Origin of the sequence: Pseudarthrobacter enclensis, assembly GCF_030811655.1 — a bacterium.
In the GTDB taxonomy this organism is placed as follows: domain Bacteria; phylum Actinomycetota; class Actinomycetes; order Actinomycetales; family Micrococcaceae; genus Arthrobacter; species Arthrobacter enclensis_A.
Genome location: NZ_JAUSRE010000006.1, coordinates 172,127 through 191,755, shown reverse-complemented (window position 1 = coordinate 191,755; position 19,629 = coordinate 172,127). Strand labels below are relative to the sequence as shown.

Annotated in this window: 18 protein-coding genes and 2 tRNA genes; 12 read left to right on the top strand and 8 right to left on the bottom strand. The window is 65.7% G+C overall.

Annotation, left to right across the window (positions count from 1 at the left end; translation table 11 throughout):
- Positions 1-65 precede the first annotated feature (65 nt).
- Positions 66-986 carry an acyl-CoA thioesterase gene (locus J2X98_RS07985; protein ID WP_141941811.1) on the bottom strand — a complete coding sequence of 307 codons (921 nt, stop codon included), beginning with the start codon at positions 984-986 and terminating at the stop codon, positions 66-68.
- Between the two features lie 64 nt (positions 987-1,050).
- Here J2X98_RS07985 and J2X98_RS07980 point away from each other — a divergent pair, with 64 nt between their 5' ends.
- Complete coding sequence (locus tag J2X98_RS07980) at positions 1,051-1,713, top strand: hypothetical protein (RefSeq protein WP_307306376.1); 663 nt, start codon at positions 1,051-1,053, stop codon at positions 1,711-1,713.
- 37 nt (positions 1,714-1,750) lie between these two features.
- On the opposite strand, the gene J2X98_RS07975 is transcribed toward J2X98_RS07980, so the two are convergent.
- The 4 genes from J2X98_RS07975 to pepN all read right to left on the bottom strand — a co-directional run bounded on the left by J2X98_RS07975 (position 1,751) and on the right by pepN (position 6,033).
- Positions 1,751-2,209 carry a globin gene (locus J2X98_RS07975; RefSeq protein ID WP_307306373.1) on the bottom strand — a complete coding sequence of 153 codons (459 nt, stop codon included), beginning with the start codon at positions 2,207-2,209 and terminating at the stop codon, positions 1,751-1,753.
- Position 2,210: 1 nt separating this feature from the next.
- The gene (locus tag J2X98_RS07970; RefSeq protein ID WP_141946378.1) at positions 2,211-2,894 is read right to left on the bottom strand and encodes a mechanosensitive ion channel family protein; all 684 of its coding nucleotides are present in this window, start codon (positions 2,892-2,894) and stop codon (positions 2,211-2,213) included.
- Positions 2,895-2,998: 104 nt separating this feature from the next.
- Positions 2,999-3,472 carry an OsmC family protein gene (locus J2X98_RS07965; protein ID WP_141941806.1) on the bottom strand — a complete coding sequence of 158 codons (474 nt, stop codon included), beginning with the start codon at positions 3,470-3,472 and terminating at the stop codon, positions 2,999-3,001.
- Entirely contained in the window at positions 3,469-6,033 is a 2,565-nt protein-coding gene (gene pepN / locus J2X98_RS07960) for an aminopeptidase N (protein WP_307306366.1), read from the bottom strand. Before pepN ends, J2X98_RS07965 begins: the two co-directional genes overlap by 4 nt.
- A gap of 162 nt (positions 6,034-6,195) precedes the next feature.
- On the opposite strand from pepN, the gene J2X98_RS07955 reads away from it, so the two are divergent.
- From J2X98_RS07955 to J2X98_RS07945, 3 genes are all read left to right on the top strand, one after another.
- Positions 6,196-7,209 (top strand): hypothetical protein, encoded by a 1,014-nt coding sequence (locus J2X98_RS07955; protein ID WP_307306363.1) that lies wholly within the window; start codon positions 6,196-6,198, stop codon positions 7,207-7,209.
- Positions 7,210-7,278: 69 nt separating this feature from the next.
- Entirely contained in the window at positions 7,279-7,773 is a 495-nt protein-coding gene (locus tag J2X98_RS07950) for a ribose-5-phosphate isomerase (protein ID WP_307306358.1), read from the top strand.
- A complete protein-coding gene (locus tag J2X98_RS07945) occupies positions 7,773-8,732 on the top strand; it encodes an Fpg/Nei family DNA glycosylase (RefSeq protein WP_307306354.1) in 960 nt (319 codons plus the stop codon). Before J2X98_RS07950 ends, J2X98_RS07945 begins: the two co-directional genes overlap by 1 nt.
- Before the next feature lie 154 nt (positions 8,733-8,886).
- Here J2X98_RS07945 and J2X98_RS07940 read toward each other — a convergent pair.
- Positions 8,887-8,960, bottom strand: a tRNA-Gly gene (locus J2X98_RS07940).
- A gap of 131 nt (positions 8,961-9,091) precedes the next feature.
- Here J2X98_RS07940 and J2X98_RS07935 point away from each other — a divergent pair.
- The 6 genes from J2X98_RS07935 to J2X98_RS07910 all read left to right on the top strand — a co-directional run bounded on the left by J2X98_RS07935 (position 9,092) and on the right by J2X98_RS07910 (position 14,290).
- Positions 9,092-9,166 (top strand) — tRNA-Pro (locus J2X98_RS07935).
- Between the two features lie 77 nt (positions 9,167-9,243).
- Entirely contained in the window at positions 9,244-10,653 is a 1,410-nt protein-coding gene (tig, locus tag J2X98_RS07930; protein WP_307306350.1) for a trigger factor, read from the top strand.
- 233 nt (positions 10,654-10,886) lie between these two features.
- Positions 10,887-11,510, top strand: coding sequence for an ATP-dependent Clp protease proteolytic subunit (locus J2X98_RS07925; RefSeq protein WP_141946376.1), 624 nt, complete (start codon positions 10,887-10,889; stop codon positions 11,508-11,510).
- A gap of 37 nt (positions 11,511-11,547) precedes the next feature.
- The gene (locus J2X98_RS07920; RefSeq protein ID WP_138606612.1) at positions 11,548-12,207 is read left to right on the top strand and encodes an ATP-dependent Clp protease proteolytic subunit; all 660 of its coding nucleotides are present in this window, start codon (positions 11,548-11,550) and stop codon (positions 12,205-12,207) included.
- Positions 12,208-12,380: 173 nt separating this feature from the next.
- Positions 12,381-13,661: an ATP-dependent Clp protease ATP-binding subunit ClpX gene (gene clpX, locus J2X98_RS07915; protein WP_141941794.1), complete on the top strand. Its 1,281-nt coding sequence runs from the start codon at positions 12,381-12,383 to the stop codon at positions 13,659-13,661.
- A 14-nt stretch (positions 13,662-13,675) separates the two neighbouring features.
- Entirely contained in the window at positions 13,676-14,290 is a 615-nt protein-coding gene (locus J2X98_RS07910; protein WP_141941792.1) for a mycothiol-dependent nitroreductase Rv2466c family protein, read from the top strand.
- 358 nt (positions 14,291-14,648) lie between these two features.
- On the opposite strand, the gene valS is transcribed toward J2X98_RS07910, so the two are convergent.
- Positions 14,649-17,270, bottom strand: coding sequence for a valine--tRNA ligase (gene valS, locus J2X98_RS07905; RefSeq protein WP_307306346.1), 2,622 nt, complete (start codon positions 17,268-17,270; stop codon positions 14,649-14,651).
- Positions 17,271-17,351: 81 nt separating this feature from the next.
- Here valS and J2X98_RS07900 point away from each other — a divergent pair, with 81 nt between their 5' ends.
- Complete coding sequence (locus J2X98_RS07900; protein ID WP_141941789.1) at positions 17,352-17,723, top strand: DUF488 domain-containing protein; 372 nt, start codon at positions 17,352-17,354, stop codon at positions 17,721-17,723.
- An 18-nt stretch (positions 17,724-17,741) separates the two neighbouring features.
- Positions 17,742-18,500, top strand: coding sequence for an SDR family oxidoreductase (locus J2X98_RS07895; RefSeq protein ID WP_307306341.1), 759 nt, complete (start codon positions 17,742-17,744; stop codon positions 18,498-18,500).
- On the opposite strand, the gene J2X98_RS07890 is transcribed toward J2X98_RS07895, so the two are convergent.
- Complete coding sequence (locus J2X98_RS07890; protein WP_307306338.1) at positions 18,497-19,504, bottom strand: endonuclease/exonuclease/phosphatase family protein; 1,008 nt, start codon at positions 19,502-19,504, stop codon at positions 18,497-18,499. The two genes, J2X98_RS07895 and J2X98_RS07890, sit on opposite strands and share 4 nt — an antisense overlap.
- Between the last annotated feature and the right edge of the window lie 125 nt (positions 19,505-19,629).

Here is a 19,629-nt window from a genome sequence, read left to right as displayed (position 1 = left end):
ACAGAATGCAGAAGGCCGGCACCCCTGACAAGATCGGGGTGCCGGCCTTCTGCGTGCCTCCGACGCTACGGCCCGTCCGGGGTGGGGGGAATACGCACCATGCCCTCCTGAGCCACGGACGCCACGTGCTGGCCCTCACGGTTGAAGATCCTGCCGGTTGCCAGGCCGCGGGCGCCGTGGGCACTGGGGGACTCCTGGACGTAGAGGAGCCACTCATCCACCCGCGCCGGCCGGTGCCACCACATGGCGTGGTCCAGGCTGGCGACGTTCATCCCGGGGGTGGTCCAGCTGAGGCCGTGCCTTCGGAGAATGGACTCGAGCAGCGTGTAGTCACTGGCGTAGGCAAGGGCAGCGCGGTGCAGGTTGGAGTCGTCCGGCATTGGTCCGAAGGTCTTCATCCAGACGGCATTGCGCGCCTCCCGGGGTCCCGCTGCGGATACGTACAGCGGGGGGTCGACGTGCCGGATGTCGAAGGGCCGTTCATAGGCCCAGTGGCGGGCTACCGGGTGGTCGAATTTACCCAGCAGGTCCGCCGTGCTGGGCAGCGACTCAGGGTCCGGAATCCCGGCAGGCATGACGGAGGAGTGGTCCACTCCTTCGTCCTCGCCCTGGAAAGAAGCGATCATTGACAGGATGGGCACGCCCTCCTGGTACGCGTGCACCCGCCGCGCGGAGAACGAACGGCCGTCGCGCAGCCGCTGAACTCCGAAGGTGATGGGCTTGTTGGCGTCACCGGGGCGCAGGAAATATCCGTGCATTGAGTGGACAAAGCGCTCCGGGTCCACGGTCCTGGTGGCGGCTACCAGCGACTGCGCCAGCACCTGCCCGCCGAACACCCTGTGGTGCGGCTGCCGCTGCGACGGACCCAGGAAAATATCCTCATCCGTGCGGGCGCCCTCAAGCTCACCAAGGTCCAGCAATTCGATCAGTGATGAGGTTGGGTCCCCGCTTGGCGGCGCCAGCAGTCCGGCTTCGGCTTCAGTCATGGTCCGACTCTAGACGGCGCCCCGGGAACCACTCAACCGGAACGGAGCCGGTAGTGTCATAGGTGTGTCTGAACTTCTCACCTCGTCCTTCCGTTTCGCCGATCCCCGGGATCTGGCGGACCTGAAAACGTTCGCCACCCGGGCCAAGGCCATCGACGACGGCGGTGCCATGAGGCTGCAGGCGGCCGGCCCCGTCCTGGCCGCCTACGTCTGCGTCCTGCGGCCCAGGCTCCTGGGCGAATCAACCCCCACCATCCTGGGCCTGCGCACCATGGCACTGGCGGAACCGTCCGCCACGGACGTCACCGTTGCCTTGTCATCCGTCCTGGACCGGCTGGCCCGCATAGGGGAGAACGACGTCGAATTGCCCGTTCCGCCCACCACCGTCACCGAGTCATGGACAGGGGTTGGGGCCCCGCGGAGCGGATGGGAGCTGCTGGGGGCCGTAAGCGACGCCCACTTGCGGGCGGCGGCTGAGGCAGGCATTGCCGAGGTGGCAGGAATCGTGCCGGACAAGCCCGGAGCCCTCATCGTGAACAACGCCCGGGCAGCCGTCTGGGGGCGGGAGCTTGACGACGCCGGCCTGCCCGCCGGTGCAGCGTTCGCCGCCTTCGCGCTGGGGTTCCTCGCGGACGGCGACCAAAAGCTTTACCGCGCGGGCCGCTGGTTCCGCCTGTCCGGTTCCCGTGGCCACGTCCTGGCACGGACCGGCAGCGGCCTGTTGTAGCCGCAGGCCGCTGCGCCAGAGAAGGCCGGAACCGGGATCAGGAACCGGAGGGACTGTTCACCATGGACAGGGCGGCCCGCTCCATGTAATCCCAGAGTGTTCCCTCGTACAGCGGCGGCAATTCCAGGGCGTCCACCGCGGTGCGCATGTGGAACAGCCACCGGTCCTTTGCCTCGGGAGTGACCTTGAAGGGCATGTGCCGCATGCGCAGGCGGGGGTGGCCGCGCTCCTCGCCGTAGGTGGTGGGCCCGCCCCAGTACTGCTCCAGGAACATCAGGAACCTGCGCTTTGCCGGCGCCAGGTCCTCTTCGGGGTACATCGGGCGCAGCACCGGGTCGGTGGCCACGCCATCGTAGAAGACGTCGATGAGCTTCACGAAGGTTTCGTGACCGCCCACGGCGTCGTAGAAGCTGTCCGTGTAGTCCGGCTTGCTGAAAGGGTCGTTCTGCATCAACTGTGGCCGCTGCCCGGGGCGCGGCTCGATGGGAAGCGACATGCTAGTCCCCGGCTTTCTGGTCAGTCTTCTTGGTCTCAACGTGCGCCGAGCCCTGGTCGGTCGTTCCGTCGTCGGATTCGTGCAGTGGAACGTACCGCCCCTGGGACCGGTTGCCCACCCTCAGGATTTCGCCATTGCGCAGGTACCAGATGGCGCCGTCGTCGGAGCGGACGCGGGTGATCCGCAGCCCCATGGACTCCACCACTCCCACCACCTCGCTGGTTTCGATCACGTCGCCGATTCCGTACTGGTCTTCAATGGTAATGAAAATACCCGCCAGGAAGTCCCGGATGAGCTGCTGGGCGCCAAAACCAATGGCCACACCCAGGATGCCCACGCTGGTCAGCAGCGGTGCGATATTGATGTCAAGGTTCTGCAGCACGTACATGCCGGTGATGATCACCACCAGGACGCCCACCACACTGTTGAGGAGCGAACCGATGGTCTCGGCGCGCTGGACTCGGCGTTCGTGGTCAAGGGCGCGAAGTGCCGGCGCCACCCACTTGAACGTGGGCTTCTTGAAGAAGTTGCTGCCAGACGCCACCCGCTTGGTGATGCGGGAAATGACGAACGTGGCCACGAGCCAGACGGCGACGCCGATGCCCAGGCTGATCACGATGCCAGGAATGCTCACGCCACTCGGCTGGCTGGGGGCAGGAGGGAGTAGGGACAACGTGGTGATCATGGGTGGAAGGAACTCCTCGGGATATTGCATGGTGGTCCCTCAACCCTAGCGCCGCAACCTGGGGCAATGCCGGGCGTGTAGAGCTGCCCCCAGGGAAGACCGGGCTAACCCACCACCGTGACAGGCTCATGCTCCACCGGGAAGTTCACGCTCCGGGCGATGAAGCAGACCTGGTTGGCCTCGTGATGCAGCGAGTCCGCCAGTTCGGCGTGGCCGGCATCGGCCACCGTTACGAGCGGGTGCAGGACCACCCGCTCGAACTGGCCGCTGCCGTCGCGGTTGAGCCGCATAAGCCCGGACGCCTCATCCCGGTAGCCCGTCACCACCACCCCGTGCTTCACCGCCACGTGCAGGTAGGACAGCATGTGGCACTGTGCCAGCGCGGCCAGGAGGAGCTGCTCCGGGTTGTAGCGTTCCCGGTCCCCGTGGAACGTGGGGTCGGCAGAACCCTTCAGCACCGGCAGGCCGGGAACGATCACGTCGTGGTCGCGGGAGTAGCTCCGGTAGGACGAGGTGCCGTCACCCCGGTTCCCGGTCCACTGCACGGTCAGCGCGTAGTGGTGTTCACCAAGGCTCACTGCGGACTGCCTTCCTCAACGACGTCGGCGGCACGGGCGCGCAGGGCCCGTGCAACCCCGTCGCGGTTTTCCAGCATCATCCGCCGCAGCGCTGCACTTTCGGCCGGCAGCGAGGCGAGGAAGCTGTCCGTCCGGTCGATGGTTTCCTGTGTGGTCAGCAGCGCCGGGTAGAGGCCGACGACGATCTGCTGGGCCAGGGCGTGGGTGCGGGTTGCCACGATCCCCGGTACGGCGGCGAAGTACTTTTCCGCGTACGGTTCCAGCAGGCTGCGGTCCAGCACCCGCATGAAGCCGGTGACTGCCGAACCCTGCAGCGCGTTGGACAGTTCGCCCTTCACCACGATCGAGTCCCAGGCGGCAGCTTTCGCTTCGGGCGTGGGGATGGCGGCTTTGGCCAGGGCCGCCGCGTTCTGGCCGCTGGACGTGTTATCCCGTTCCAGTTCCGCGTCGATGCCCTCCTGCCCCATCCGGCCGCCGGCAACCAGGGAGGCCACCAGTTCCCAGCGGAGGTCCTGGTCAACGCTCAGCCCCTCCAGGGCAGCGGAGCCCTCCAGCAGTCCGGCCACCCGGTCAAGCTGCGACGCGCTGCGGGCCAGGAGCGCGAAGGACTTGATGAACTGCAGCTGCGCGTCGGAACCGCCCGGAACGCCGGAGGCCAGGTCCCACAGCCGGTCCACGGCGGTGACCGCGGTTGCTTCCCTGTGGTCCTCGGCCACATAGAAGTTCAGGGTGGTGGCCAGTTGGCGGAGCTGCACCAGGATCACGGACGAATCCGTCTCGGCGGCGACGTTGGACAGGATCAGCTCCACATACTTGCGGGCCGGAGCCTCGCCGTCCCGGGCGGCGTCCCAGGCGGAGTTCCACACGAGGGTCCTGGGCAGGCTCTGGGCGAAATCCTTCAGGTGGGCAGTGGCGGTGGCCAGGGACTTCGGGTCCAGGCGCACCTTCGCGTACGCAAGGTCGTCGTCGTTGACGAGGACCAGGTCCGGCTGTGCCATGCCCGCGAGCTCCGGCACCTCGGTGCGTTCGCCGTCGACATCCAACTCCTCGCGGTGCACCCGCTCAAGCTTCCCGGCACCGTTCAGGTTGTAGAAACCCACGGCCAGGCGGTGCGGCCGGATGGTGGGCCACTCCGGAACAGCAGACTGCACGATTGCAAAGGAGCGCAGCTTCCCGTCCCCGTCCACCTCCAGTTCGGGAGCGAGGGTGTTCACGCCGGCGGTCTCCAGCCATTGCCGGCCCCAGTCGTCCAGGTCCCGGCCGCTGGCCTTTTCCAGTTCCACCAGGAGGTCGCGGAGTTCGGTGTTGCGCCAGGCGTGCTTGGCGAAGTACTCCCGGACACCGGCCATGAACTGCTCCGGCCCAACCCATGCCACCAGCTGCCGGAGTACCGAGGCGCCCTTGGCGTACGTGATGCCGTCGAAGTTGACCTCCACATCCTGCAGGTTGTTGATCTCGGCGAAGATGGGGTGCGTGGTGGGCAGCTGGTCCTGGCGGTAGGCCCAGGACTTCTCCACGGAGGCGAACGTGGTCCAGGCGCTGGTGAAGGACGTGGCTTCCACCGCCGCCAGGTGCGACATGTACTCGGCGAAGGACTCGTTGAGCCAGAGGTCGTTCCACCAGCGCATGGTCACCAGGTCTCCGAACCACATGTGGGCCAGTTCGTGCAGCACGGTAATGGCGCGGCGCTCGATCTGGGCGCCGGTGACCTTGCTGCGGAAGACGTAGCCTTCCAGGATGGTGACCGCACCGGCGTTTTCCATGGCTCCGGCGTTGAACTCCGGCACGAAGAGCTGGTCGTACTTTTCAAACGGGTAGGGGCAGCCGAACTGTGCCTCGAAGAATCCGAAACCCTGCCGGGTGAGTTCGAAGATGTTCTCCGCATCCAGGTACTGCATCAGCGACTTCCTGGCGAAAACCCCAAGCGGGATGACCCGGCCGTCCGAACTCGTGACCTCACTGCGGACGGACTGGTACGGGCCGGCGATCAGGGCTGTGACGTAGGAGGACAGCCGGGGTGTCGGCGCGAACGTCCACGTGGACCGGGCCGTGCCGTCCCCGGCGTCCACCGGCTCGGGGGTGGGGGAGCTGGAAACCACGTCCCAGTGTGACGGCGCCGTGACAGTGAAAGCGAAGGTTGCCTTCAGGTCCGGCTGCTCGAAGACCGCGAACATCCGGCGGGAGTCGGGAACCTCGAACTGCGTGTACAGGTAGACCTCGTTGTCCACCGGGTCAACGAACCGGTGCAGGCCTTCACCGGTGTTCATGTAGGGCATCTCTGCCACGACCGTCAGTTCATTGTGCCCGGCCAGGTCGGGCAGCTGGATACGTATCCCGTCCGAGACGGCTGCGGGGTCGAGGCTGCGGCCGTTCAGGGTCACGCTGTGAACAGTCCGGGTGATGGCATCAATAAAGGTGGATGCGCCCGCAGATGCAGTGAATTTCACGGTGGTGGTGCTGCCGAAGACCTCTCCGCCGCGCGTCAGGTCCAGGCTGACTTCGTAGGACTCGACGGTGATCAGTTCGGCGCGCTCACGGGCTTCGGCGCGCGTCAGGTTCATGCCTGGCAAAGGAGACCCTCCAGAGAAGATTCGGCTGCCGGCCGGTGGTCCCGGTTCCGGCACTGTGATGCATTCTTCCATCCCCTGACTCCTTGGCAAGTTGCGGAGCTCACAGCAGGCCCTGGCGATTGGCTGAACGCCTGCAGGGGTAGCGTTAACTGCATGGGAAAGCTGCTGGATTCGGTGGACACAAAGGCCTTGCGTTTCGCTGCAGGGTTCCCGGTTGTCCTTGCCGCCGGCTTTGTCTTCTGCGCGTTGCTGCTTCGCTCCGACCTGCCGGAGCCACTCGCCGTCCAGTGGACGGACGACGGCGGCGCCTCCTTTGCGCCTTTCGGCGCCTACGTGGGGGTCGGCGCCGCGGGGATCGTGGTTTCGGGGTGGCTGGTCCTGCTCCAGGCAGTGCCCCTGGGCCGGCCGGTGATGATGCGGCGGATCATGATGGGCGCCGGCCTCTTCGTGAGCCTGTTCGTCACCTCTGCCCTTGCCGCGGGCCTCGTCGGCCAGACCGGCCTGGCGGACGCCCGGCAGTCGCACGTGGACATGACCGTCCTTGCCCTCGGAAGCGGCGCGGCAGTATCCCTTGGCGTTGCCATGGGCATGGTGTACAAAGCTGACCGGCAATGGTCCCCAGATGACGACCGGGCGCTGCAGACTGCCATCGCAAAGGAGCTGGACCCCGACCTGGCCCGCGACAGCATCAGGCTGTGGGTGCACGCAAGGAGCTCGGTGTTCGTCATGATCGCCATCGCCTCACTGTTCCCGGCTGCCCTCATCGCCCTCCTGGTGCCGTGGCTGGGTATCCTGCTGGTGGTCCTGGCCTTTATCGGCGCCGCGTTCCTTTTCGCGCGCATCAGGGCGGACCGGCGGGGGCTGAAAGTCCTGCTGGCCGGGGTGGTGCCGGTCATGGATGTACCCGCAGGCGCCATCTCGGACGCCAGCGCAGCGGAGGTGAAAGCCGCCGACTATGGCGGGTGGGGCTACCGGCACCACCGCGGAACCGCCGCCATGCTCGTCAGCAGCGGACCCGCCGTCGTCGTGAGCAAGACTGATGGACAGCGGCTGGCCGTCAGCGGCGGCAGCCAGGCCTCCGCCGCGCAGCTGGCCGAAGTACTCACGCGTGTGGCCGCCAGGGCCCGGCGGGGCGGAACCCCGCCCGTCCATGGCGGAGAGTCCTAGTATCCTTATCGGTGTCGTTCGGCCTCCACCCGGATGGCCCGGCTCCCCACAACCGAATGGAAATTGCACGTGACAACTTCCCCTGCCTTCCCGCGGGTCCATATCGCCACCGACCACGCAGGCATGGAGCTCAGCGCCCACCTGGTCACCCACCTGACCGGCAAGGGGTACGAGGTGGTGGACCATGGCCCCAAGGTCTACGACCCCCAGGACGATTACCCGTCCTTCTGCATCAACGCTGCCCTTGCCGTCGTGGCAGACCAGGACGCCGGCGTCCACGCCCTGGGCATCGTGCTGGGTGGTTCGGGCAACGGAGAGCAGATCGCCGCCAACAAGGTCAAGGGCATCCGCGCGGCCCTCGCCTGGAACCTTTCCACCGCCACCCTGGCCCGCGAGCACAATGACGCCAACGTGGTTGCCCTGGGCGGGCGCCAGCACACGGTTGAAGAAGCCACCGCACTGGTTGAAGCCTTCCTTGCCGAGCCGTTCAGCAACGATGAGCGCCACGTCCGCAGGATAGAAAAAATTGCTGTCTTCGAAGCCACCGGCGAGGTTGTCGAGTAGTGCCTGAAGGCCACTCCGTCCGCCGGCTTGCCCGGCAGTTCGGGGACGTCTTCGCCGGTGGGAAGCTCGCCGTGTCCAGCCCGCAGGGAAGGTTCAGCGGTGGAGCGGCGCTGCTGGACGGCCACACGCTGGAGGCGGCGGAGGCGCACGGCAAGCATCTGTTCCTCCACTTCGACAACTCCCTGGTGCTGCACGTCCACCTTGGCCTGTACGGTGCCTGGAGCTTCGGCGGCGACAGCACGTTCGCCGGTGCGTCCAGCATTGGTGCCCCGCGGCGGGTAGGGGAGCGGGAAGCCTTCGGTGCCGGGGACGACGACGGGTCCGCGCCGTACGCGGGACCGCCGGCTCCCGTCGGGGCAGTGCGCGTCCGGCTGGCCGGGAGCCACGGCTGGGCGGACCTGCGCGGCGCCACCACCTGCGAGACCATCACTGCCGCGGAGGTAGAGTCTGTCCTGGCGCGTCTCGGCCCTGACCCGCTGCGCAATCTCCGCGGTGACGCCGGCCGGTTCGCGGCCACCCTCCGGTCCCGGAAGACGCCCTTGGCGGCGCTGCTCATGGACCAAAAGGTGATTGCCGGCGTCGGGAATGTCTACCGTGCGGAAGTCCTCTTCCGGCGCCGGCTGGACCCGTGGCTTCCCGGAAGCGCCCTCCCGGACAACGATGCCCGCAAGCTCTGGCGCGACATCGTGGCCGTCATGGGCGACGGCGTCGCGGATGGCCGGATCATCACCACCCCGCCGAAATACTGGCGCCTCGACGGCACCAGCGCTGCCAAGGCTGCCGCGGCGGGACAGCCGGTCCCGGCGAAGAGCGCGCACTTTCCCCACCGCGAGGATGTCCACTTCGTCTACAAGCGGCAAGGGCTGCCCTGCCGAGTGTGCCGCACGCTCGTGCTGACCGCCGAGCTCGCCGGACGCAACCTCTACTGGTGCCCGTACTGCCAGCAGACACAGGACTAGCCGCTTCTTTGCTCCGGTGCGGAAACGGGCACTTTGGCGCGGACACGCCGTCGGCCGCGCCCGAATGGGGCGCCGACGCCCGCAAAGTGCCCCATGACAGCCTGCCGGCCCGGCTTAAACCAAAAGGACCCCTCTGCTGAGGGGTCCTTTTCCATGGAGGGGACGACGGGAATCGAACCCGCGTAATCAGTTTGGAAGACTGAGGCTTTACCATTAAGCTACGTCCCCGAAGGAAGATCCGTTTTTCGCGGAAACTCCGGGCTGGCTGTCCAAGCCGGATACAACTAAACCTAATCCATGGCCTACGTGTCAAATGTGCATTCGCGGCGCGTATCACCGTAGACTTGCCTGTGCACTTACGGGGTGTAGCTCAGCTTGGCTAGAGCGCCTGCTTTGGGAGCAGGAAGTCGCAGGTTCAAATCCTGTCACCCCGACTCTGCGGCCAGGACCAGTCGGCCTGGACACACACGCGTTGCAGAAACCCATCCCACAACCCAGGAGTACTTAGACCGTGAAGAGCGCTGTCGAGAACCTCACCCCCACGCGGGTCAAGCTCAATGTTGAGGTCCCCTTTGAGGAACTGAAGCCCAGCATCGACTCGGCCTACAAGACTGTTGCTTCGCAGATCCAGGTTCCCGGGTTCCGCAAGGGCAAGGTTCCCGCGAGGATCATCGACCAGCGCGTCGGCCGCGGCTACGTCCTGGAGACCGCCATCAACGATGGCCTCAACGGCTGGTACCAGGCTGCCGTGCAGGAATCCGGCATCCGCCCCCTGAGCCGTCCCGAGGTGGAAATCACCGAGGTGCCCGATCCCTCCGCAACCGACGGCGGACTGAAGTTCGCCGCAGAGGTTGACGTCCGTCCCGAAATCGAACTCCCGGACTACTCCGGCATTGAGGTCCAGGTCGGTGCTGCGGAATCCTCCGAAGCCGATGTGGACAAGGCCCTGGACGAACTGCGCGGCCGCTTCGGCACGCTCAAGTCCGTCGACCGTCCCGCTGCCGACGGTGACTTCCTCACCATCGACATCACGGCCACGATCGACGGCGAAGAGGTCGACTCCGCTGCCGGCCTGTCCTACCAGGTTGGCGCCGGCACCATGCTTGAGGGCATGGACGAGGCCGTGACCGGCCTCAGCGCAGACGAAGACGCCATCTTCGACACCACCCTCGTTGGCGGCGACCACGCCGGCGAAGCCGCCCAGGTCAAGGTCGTCGTAAAGGCCGTCAAGGAACGCGAACTGCCCGAAGCGAACGATGACTTCGCCCAGCTCGCGTCCGAGTTCGACACCCTCGCCGAACTCCGCGAAGACCTGGCCAAGCAGGCTGCAGACTCCAAGATCGTCGAGCAGGGCGTGGAAGCCCGCGACAAGGTCCTGGACAAGCTGGTTGAACTGGTTGAGGTTCCCGTTCCGGACTCAGTGGTCGAAGAGCAGCTGGAAGCCCACTTCCAGGAAGGCAACGGCCACGGCGACGGCGAGCACGACACTGAAGAGCACCGTGAAGAAGTGCGCGCAAACACCGCCCGTGCCTTCCAGAACGAGATCATCCTCGACGCCATCGCTGAGAAGGAAGAAGTCAACGTCAGCCAGAACGAGCTGATCGACTACATCGTCACCACCGCAAGCCAGTACGGCATGGACCCGAACCAGTTCGCGCAGATCATCGATCAGAGCGGCCAGGTCCCCATGATGGTTTCCGAGGTCCGCCGCCGCAAGGCCCTGGCAGTGGTCCTGGGCCAGGCTACGGTCACCGACACCGAGGGCAACGCTGTTGACCTGAGCGACTTCGTGCGCCCCGCCGGTGAGGAAGCCCCTGCCGCCGAGGCTGCTGACACGGACGCCACCGGGGCGGCTGAGACCGAGGTTTCCGAGGCTGAGGTTGTCGAAGCCGAGGACACCACGGCAGACGCCAAGGCATAGCCCTTACCGGCCCGCCTGAAACGGCCCCTGGATCGCTTCGATCCGGGGGCCGTTCGCATTGGACACGAAGGATGCACCGCCGATTCGACGATCGTGCGCCGTCAGCGAACAGCCCTCGGTGCGCGAACAAAACGCCCGGGAAACCGGTTAGTGTCCAAGTAGTGATTTTCAGTGATGTCACCGTCACCAGTGAGAGGTAAGTAAACATGTCACAGCACTCAGAGGCCCCCCGGATGGCGACCGTCGATCCTGCAGCCCAGGACAACTACATTTACAACCGCCTTCTCAAGGAGCGGATCATCTGGCTGGGCTCGGAGGTGCGTGACGACAACGCCAACGCGATCTGCTCACAGCTGCTCCTGCTCTCGGCCGAGAACCCGGAGAAGGACATCTACCTCTACATCAACTCGCCGGGCGGTTCCGTCACGGCAGGCATGGCCATCTACGACACCATGCAGTTCATCCCCAACGACGTCGTGACCGTCGCCACCGGCCTGGCAGCTTCCATGGGCCAGTTCCTGCTCTCCTCGGGCACCAAGGGCAAGCGGTACGCCACCCCCAATGCACGCGTGCTGATGCACCAGCCCTCCGGCGGTATCGGCGGTACCGCGTCCGACATCAAGATCCAGGCCGAACTTATCCTGCACATGAAGAAGGTCATGGCTGAGCTGACTGCGGAGCAGACCGGCCAGACCGTGGAAACCATCCTCAAGGACAACGACCGCGACAAGTGGTTCACTGCCGCTGAGGCCCTCGAATACGGCTTCTTCGACAAGATCGCCGCTCACGCCGGCTCCGTGTCAGGCGGCGGCGGAACGTCCAATGGTTCCTCCGGCGAATCAGCCTCCCAGAACTAACCGGCATCAAGAACCCCTTCGATCAGGAGCAAACACAATGAACTACAACTTCGGGTGGTCAGCCGGCAATCTTCCGTCCAGCCGCTACGTCCTGCCACAGTTCGAGGAACGCACCCCGTACGGCTTCAAGCGCCAGGACCCCTACACCAAGCTCTTCGAGGACCGCATCATCTTCCTCGGGGTGCAGGTTGATGACGCTTCCGCCGATGACATCATGGCCCAGCTGCTGGTTCTGGAATCCACGGACCCGGACCGCGACATCACCCTTTACATCAATTCTCCCGGCGGCTCGTTCACGGCCATGACGGCGATCTACGACACCATGCAGTACATCCGCCCGGAGATCCAGACCGTGTGCCTGGGCCAGGCCGCCAGTGCCGCCGCCGTCCTGCTGGCCGCCGGCACCCCCGGCAAGCGGCTGGCCCTGCCCAATGCCCGCGTCCTGATCCACCAGCCGGCGCTGTCCGGCGGCCAGGGTGGACAGGCCTCAGACCTGGAAATCCAGGCGGCAGAGGTCATGCGCATGCGGTCCTGGCTTGAGGACACGTTGGCCCAGCACTCCGGACGCACGTCCGAGCAGGTCAACAACGACATCGAGCGTGACAAGATCCTCACCGCCGACGAGGCCCAGGCATATGGCCTCATCGACCAGGTACTGGATTCACGCAAGATCAAGCCCCAGGCAATCACGAGGTAGCAGTGCGTAGAGCCGGTGCGGCCAATTCATTTGGCCGCACCGGCCTTTTCTTTCCACCTTGGGGAGCGAATGTGACCTAGAGTGGATGTTGTCATAAACCGGTCTGCGCTGGCCGGGTAGATTTCAGCAATGGTGCAGGGCTGCCTGGCAGCAGGATACTAAGGGGTTCACATATGGCTCGGATTGGCGAGAGCACGGATCTGCTGAAGTGCTCTTTCTGCGGAAAGAGCCAGAAGCAGGTGCGCAAGCTCATTGCCGGGCCCGGTGTCTACATCTGCGATGAATGCATCGAGTTGTGCAACGAAATCATCGAAGAGGAACTGGCGGAGGTTGCCGACCTCGGCAGCTTCGAACTGCCCAAGCCGCGTGAGATCTTCGACTTCCTGCAGGAATACGTCATCGGCCAGGAGCCTGCGAAACGCTCTCTCGCCGTCGCGGTCTACAACCACTACAAGCGCATCCAGGCCGGCCACGCACCCAAGTCCGGAAGCCTCGGGGACGGCGGCCATCACGACGACGTCGAAATCGCCAAGTCGAACATCCTCCTCATCGGACCCACAGGATGCGGCAAGACCTACCTGGCCCAGACCCTTGCCCGGCGCCTGAACGTCCCCTTCGCCGTCGCGGACGCCACCGCTTTGACCGAGGCCGGCTACGTGGGCGAGGACGTGGAGAACATCCTCCTCAAGCTCATCCAGGCCGCGGACTATGACGTCAAGAAGGCCGAACAGGGCATCATCTACATCGACGAGATCGACAAGATCTCCCGCAAGAGCGAAAACCCCTCCATCACCCGGGACGTGTCCGGCGAGGGCGTGCAGCAGGCACTCCTGAAGATCCTGGAGGGCACTGTTGCCTCCGTCCCGCCGCAGGGCGGACGGAAGCACCCGCACCAGGAATTCATCCAGATCGACACCACGAACGTCCTGTTCATCGTGGCAGGCGCCTTCGCGGGCCTGGAGGAGATCATTGGGTCCCGTTCCGGCCGCAAGGGTATCGGCTTCGGCGCGCCGCTCAACGAGGCCAGCAAGAAGGTTGACTCCTACGGCGAGGTCATGCCGGAGGACCTGCTGAAGTTCGGCCTCATCCCCGAATTCATCGGCCGGCTCCCCGTCATCACCACCGTGTCCAACCTTGACCGGGACGCCCTGATCCAGATTCTCTCCACTCCCAAGAACGCACTGGTGAAGCAGTACCAGAAGATGTTCCAGATCGACGGCGTGGAGCTGGTGTTTGACGACACCGCCCTTGAGGCCATTGCCGAGCAGGCCCTGGAACGGGGCACAGGTGCCCGCGGGCTCCGCGCCATCCTGGAGGAAGTCCTGCTTCCCGTCATGTTCGATCTTCCAAGCCGCGAGGATGTTGCCAGCGTGGTGATCACCGAGGACGTGGTCTTGCGCGGAGCCGAACCCACCATGATTCCGCACGTCGCCAAGCGCCGTAAGTCTGCCTGACCGAGAGGACCTTCGTGTCTGCACCTGCCAAGAACAAAGCCGATTTCTGGTTCGACCCCCTGTGCCCGTTCGCGTGGGTCACATCCCGCTGGATCGGTGAGGTGGAAGCCGTCCGCGACATCGAGACGGAGTGGCACGTCATGAGCCTCGCGGTGCTGAACGAGGGACGCGACCTGGACCCCGGCTACCGCGAATCCATGGACAACGCCTGGGGGATGGTGCGCGTCATCATCGCCGCCCGGGAGGAGCACGGGCCGCAGTTCATCAAGCCCCTGTACGACGCCATGGGAACGCTGATCCACAACCAGGGTGAGAAGGACCGCACGCAGGTGATCACCAAGGCCCTGGCCGAGTGCGGGCTCCCTGCTTCCCTGGCTGACGCCGCCACCAGCGACGCCTATGACCGGCAGCTCCGGGCCAGCCATGACGAAGGCATCTCCCTCGTGGGCCAGGACGTGGGCACACCTGTGGTCGCGTTCAACGGAACCGCCTTCTTTGGTCCGGTCCTCACCAGGATTCCCCGTGGAGAGGAAGCCGGCAGGATCTGGGATGCCACCACAACCATCGCCGCCTTCCCGCACTTCTTCGAGTTGAAGCGCAGCCGCACCGAGAGCCCGGAATTCGACTGAGCCCGGACCGCCGGCGGGGTCGCGATGCTCCAGGGGCCCCGGGATAACTACCAGCGTGTAGTTATCCCGGGGCCCTTGTGCATGGCATGGAGCAGGAGAACAATTGACCTTACCCACTTCGAAAGAAGCGGGACGCAGGAACCAAAGATTCAGTGATATGTATTTTGACGCAGCCATCGGCAAAGTTGAATGCAAGCTGTCAGTGACGGGGCAGTAAGACCTGAAGATCAGCGGATCCTGCCAGACCATCAGAGCACGTCACCGGATGGCCGAAACAGTCGAAGCCCCACCAACGGCAAAACGCTGATGGGGCTTCCCCTTTGCCCGGAAACAGGGCCGGGCCGGCTATGGGCGCCTTTCAGGCCTTGGCGGGCTCGTCACTGGGCGCCAGGGCAACGTCGCTCACCGTGAGGTCGCCTTCACCCACCACCAAAGTGATGTCCCGGGCGTTGGACGCGGCCTTGAGGTCGGCCAGTCCCGCCTGCAGTTGCGCGGTCAGCGCTTCCGGGGCCGTGATGGTCGCGGACAACACCTCGGTGCGCTGCTTGACCTTCGCCTCCGACTTGGCCTTGCGGACACCGCTGAGCGCCACGCCAACGGTCGCCAGCATGGTGGTGTCCCCACCGGGAATCTCCAGCGCGGCGGGCCACGCCGCCCGGTGCACGGAGCCGTTGCGCCACCAGCTCCATACTTCCTCCGTGGCGAAGGGCAGGAACGGAGCGAAGAGCCGCAGCAGGGTGTCCAGGGCAGTAGCCAGCGCAGCAAGCACGGACGCCTGCTCCGCTTCTCCCGCTGCACCGTATGCGCGGTCCTTGATCAGCTCAACATAGTCGTCCGTGAACTGCCAGAAGAACGACTCCGTGAGCTGAAGGGCGCGGGCATAGTCGTAGTTGTCGAACGCCCTGGTGGACTGCGCGACGACGTCGGCCAACTGTGCCAGCAGCGCACGGTCCAAGGGGTTCGTCAGGACCGACAGGTCACCGGAGAGCACAGAGTTCTCGGTGGCACCCAGGTTCAGCACGAACTTGGAGGCGTTCAGCAGCTTGATGGCCAGTCGCCGCCCGATCTTCATCTGGGCGATCTCGTAAGCGGTGTCCGCGCCCAGCCGGGCGGAAGCCGCCCAGTAGCGGACGGCGTCCGAACCGTATTCGTTCAGCACATCCGTCGGGACCACCACGTTGCCCTTGGACTTGGACATCTTCTTGCGGTCCGGGTCCAGGATCCAGCCGGAGATGGCCGCGTGCTTCCAGGGAGCGCACTTCTGCAGCGCATCGGCACGGACCACCGAGGAGAACAGCCAGGTCCGGATGATGTCGTGGCCCTGCGGGCGGAGGTCGAACGGGAAGACTTTGCCGAACAGCTCCTCATCCCTGCTCCAGCCGCCCACGATCTGCGGGGTCAGGGACGACGTGGCCCACGTGTCCAGCACGTCCGCGTCTCCCGTGAAGCCGTTGGGCTGATCACGCTGGGCCTCGTCGAATCCCGGTGCGGCGTCGGCTGCCGGGTCCACTGGGAGCAGGTCGTCGGAGGGCAGGATGGGGTTGTCATAGTCCGGGTTGCCCTGGGCATCGAGCGGGTACCAGACGGGGATGGGCACGCCAAAGAAGCGCTGGCGTGAGACCAGCCAGTCGCCGTTGAGGCCCGCGATCCAGTTCTCGTAGCGGGAGCGCATGAAGGACGGGTGGAAGTCGATTTCCTTGCCCCGGCCGATCAGGCGTTCGCGGCGGTCCTCGTCGCGGCCGCCGTTGCGGATGTACCACTGGCGGGAGGTGACCACTTCCAGGGGCTTGTCGCCCTTTTCGAAGAAGTTCACCGGGTGGCTGATCTTTTTCGGTTCACCGTCCAGCAGGTCCGCTTCCTTGAGCAGCTCCACCACGGCTTCCTTGGCGGAGAAGGCAGTCTTGCCGGCGATTGCGGCGTAGGCTGCCTTGCCGGCGTCGCTGGTGATCCACTCGGGGGTCTCAGCAATAATGCGCCCGTCGCGGCCCATGATGGCGCGCGTGGGAAGCTGCAGTTCGCGCCACCAGGTGACGTCGGTGAGGTCGCCGAAGGTGCAGACCATGGCGATGCCGGAACCCTTGTCCGCCTTTGCCAGCGGGTGGGCCTTGACCTCCAGCTCGACGTCGAACAGCGGGGACTTCACGGTCTTGCCGAACAGCGGCTGGTACCGCTCGTCGTCGGGGTTTGCCACCAGCGCCGCGCACGCCGCCAGCAACTCCGGACGGGTGGTCTCGATGAAGACCTTCTCCCCGTCTTCCGTGAAGAAGGGATAGCGGTAGTAAGCGCCGGGAACTTCCCGGTCCTCGAGCTCTGCCTGGGCCACTGCGGTGCGGAAAGTAACATCCCACAGCGTGGGTGCCTCGGCCATGTAGGCATCCCCGGCAGCCAGGTTGGCCAGGAAGGCGCGCTGGGACACGGCACGGGAGGTGTCGTCGATGGTGCGGTAGGTGAGGTCCCAGTCCACGGACAGGCCCAGGGTCTGGAACAGGTTCTCGAAGACCTTTTCGTCCTCGACGGCCAGTTCCTCGCACAGTTCGATGAAGTTCTGGCGCGACACCACATCGAAATCGCGCTGGTTCTTGGCCGGCTGCGCCGGTGGCCGGTAGTCGGCGTTGTACGGGATGGCGGGATCGCAGCGGACACCGTAGTAATTCTGGACCCGGCGCTCGGTGGGCAGGCCGTTGTCGTCCCAGCCCATGGGGTAGAAGACGTTCCTGCCGGTCATGCGCATGTAGCGGGCCTGGACGTCCGTCTGGGTGAAGGAGAACATGTGCCCCACATGCAGGGATCCCGACGCGGTGGGCGGGGGAGTGTCGATCGAATAGACCTGCTCCCGGGTGGTGTCGGGGTTGAACTTGTAGGTTCCTTCGGACAGCCAGCGCTGGGTGAGCGCGGCTTCGAGGCCCTCGAGGGCCGGCTTGTCCGGAACGTTGATGCGGGCGGTGGTGGGCGTGTCTGTACCCTGCGTGTCTTCAGCCATTGGGCAATTCTTTCATGCCCGCTTCCATCCCACCCAACCCGCGGGGTCCGGCGGGACGCGTGCACCGGTAGCATGCGCCTTATGAGCGGCATTCACGGAACCATTCGCATAAAGCGCATTTATGACCCGCCGGCGGACGACGACGGCTTCCGGGTGCTGGTGGACCGGCTCTGGCCGCGGGGGATGCCCAAGGAGGGCGCCGCCGTCGACCTCTGGCTCAAGGACGTGGCACCGTCCACGGAGCTGCGCAAGGAGTTCAACCACCGCCCGGAGCGGTTTGCCGACTTCAGCGACCGCTACCGGGCGGAACTGGGCACCAATCCTGCCGTAGAGACGCTCCTGGAGCTGTCGGCCGGCCATCCCCGGGTCACCCTCCTCTACGCCGCCCGCGATACCGATGCCAACAATGCACGCGTCCTTCTTGATTACCTCGTGGGACTGGCCGCCGACTGATCCGGCTAGGGTGGTGCCATGACTGAGGAATTGCAGAAAAAGGCAGCATTGGTAACCGGCGCGAGCAGCGGAATCGGCGAGGCTGCAGTGCGTGCGCTCCGCGCCGACGGGTGGACGGTCTTCGCCGTGGCGCGACGGGCCGAACGGCTCGCGGCCCTGGAAAGGGACACGGGCGCCGTCGCCATTCCTGCAGACATTGCGGAGGACGACGACGTGTCCCGGCTTCTCGCGCAGGTCACCGGTGCTGGCGGCATCGATACCCTGATCAACATCGCCGGCGGCGCCCGGGGAGCTGACAAAGTGGGGGACGCCACCACGGAGGACTGGGAATGGATGTACCGCGTCAACGTCCTGGGCACCATGAAGCTCACCCGCGCCTTCCTGCCCATGCTGCGCGCCACCGGCGAGGGCACCGTGCTGAACCTGACCTCAACGGCGGGCCTGGAAGCGTACGAAGGCGGCGGAGGCTACAACGCAGCCAAGTTCGGCCAGCACGCCCTGACCAACGCCCTCCGGCTTGAGGAAGCCGATCACAACGTCCGCGTCATCGAGGTGGCGCCGGGACTGGTGCAGACGGAGGAGTTCGCGCTCAACCGCCTGGGGGACGCACAGGCGGCCGGCAAGGTGTACCAGGGCGTTGAGAAGCCACTGACTGCGGAGGATGTGGCCGACGTGGTCCGTTACGCCGTCACACTCCCGCACCACGTCAACCTGGACCAGATCGTCATCCGGCCAGTGGCGCAGGCCGGCACCCACAAGCTGATCAGGAAAAGCTAGGGCACCTGGACATGGAGCGTTGCTATAACTGCGGCGTGGTCCGTCCCATCCACCCTTTGGACGGTGTATTCGGAGCCCTTGATGTCGGGACTGGCCACCAGATGGTCAAGCGCAATCCCCGGCAGTCGGTAATCGCGCATGGGCCACGTGGGCACCAGCCGGTCGCCCAGCGAGGCGGCCACGTCCACCAGGGCGCGGTTGCCGCCGGTTCCGGCCAGCAGCGCCCGGAACTCCCGGTGGTCGTACGTCGCGTTGAAGTCACCCGCCAGCAGCAGGGGGCCTGAACCGTTGTCCGACCTGGCCACCGTGGCCAGGTCACGCCGCCATTGGCCGAGGCCGTCCCCCACGGGGGCCAGGGTATGGACGGCCACAACGCGAAGGCCGGTGCCGCTTCCGTCGCCGAGGTCCAGGCGGACCACTGGCATGGTGAACTGCGTACCGGGGAGCACTCCGGTCTCCTTCATGCTGAACGACGTGTAGATGGCCGTCCCGCCTGCGCCGGCCCTGGGATGGGCGTCACGGTGGGGTAGGAGGCCGTCAAGCCCGGCGGCCGCGAGCCGTCGGGACAGTTCCGGCGTGTACTCCTCGACCGCCAGCAGGTCCACATGCCGGTCGCGGACCAGTCGCACGATGCCCTCGGCGTCTGCGCCGCCCAACTCCGCATTGATGCTCATGGCGACAAGCGTGATCTGTTTGCCGGCAGCTTCGGCAGCGGGCTCCCGGACGTCCAGTGGGAAGAGCCAGAACGCCTGGCACGCGGCCAGGGCGGCGGCCAGCACCTGCTGCCAGCGGCGCCGTCCCAGGAAGGAAAGCAGCAGTGCCGCGGCGGCGGGCACTGCGAGCCAGGGTGTGAACGCCACGAGCTGGACCCCCAGTACGGGCAGGTCGGCGGGCAGCCCGCGCAGGGCTGAGACCACTGCCACCGGCAGTACAACGGGGAAGAACAGCCATCTGCCCACGGCAGCCAGGCGCCTGGCTGCCGCCGAACGCCCGGGAGCTGTCATGAGCTGAGTCTAGGCATTGAGCGCGGGAAGCGTCAGCCCCCAGCAACCGTCCCCTGAATGGCACTGGCGCTGCGGCGATAGTAGACTCTGGTGTGGCTATGACCCGGCAATCACCGGTGAGCTTC